The 234-nt window shown below is 66.2% G+C and carries 1 pseudogene; it reads right to left on the reverse strand.

What is annotated here, in order from left to right:
* Window positions 1–234: pseudogene (locus tag AC0IYU_RS35015) on the reverse strand (ABC transporter substrate-binding protein); the annotation flags it as partial.

Here is a 234-nt window from a genome sequence, read left to right on the forward strand (position 1 = left end):
CCCACGGCCTTCAGGCCCTTGGCGGCGAGCGCGGCGTGCAGGCCCGTCTCGTTCGATTCGCCCCACGGGTTGTTGACCAGGATCATGCCGAACTTGCTCGCCGTGAAGTTCTTCTGCGCGTAGTCGAGCATGCCCACGTTGACGATCTCGTCGACCGCCGACACGCGAAAGGCGTCGTTGGGGTTGGCGCCATTCTTCGTGATGGGCGTGCCCGCGGCCCAGGGGCCCATGAAG

Source organism: Variovorax sp. AC103, assembly GCF_979254005.1.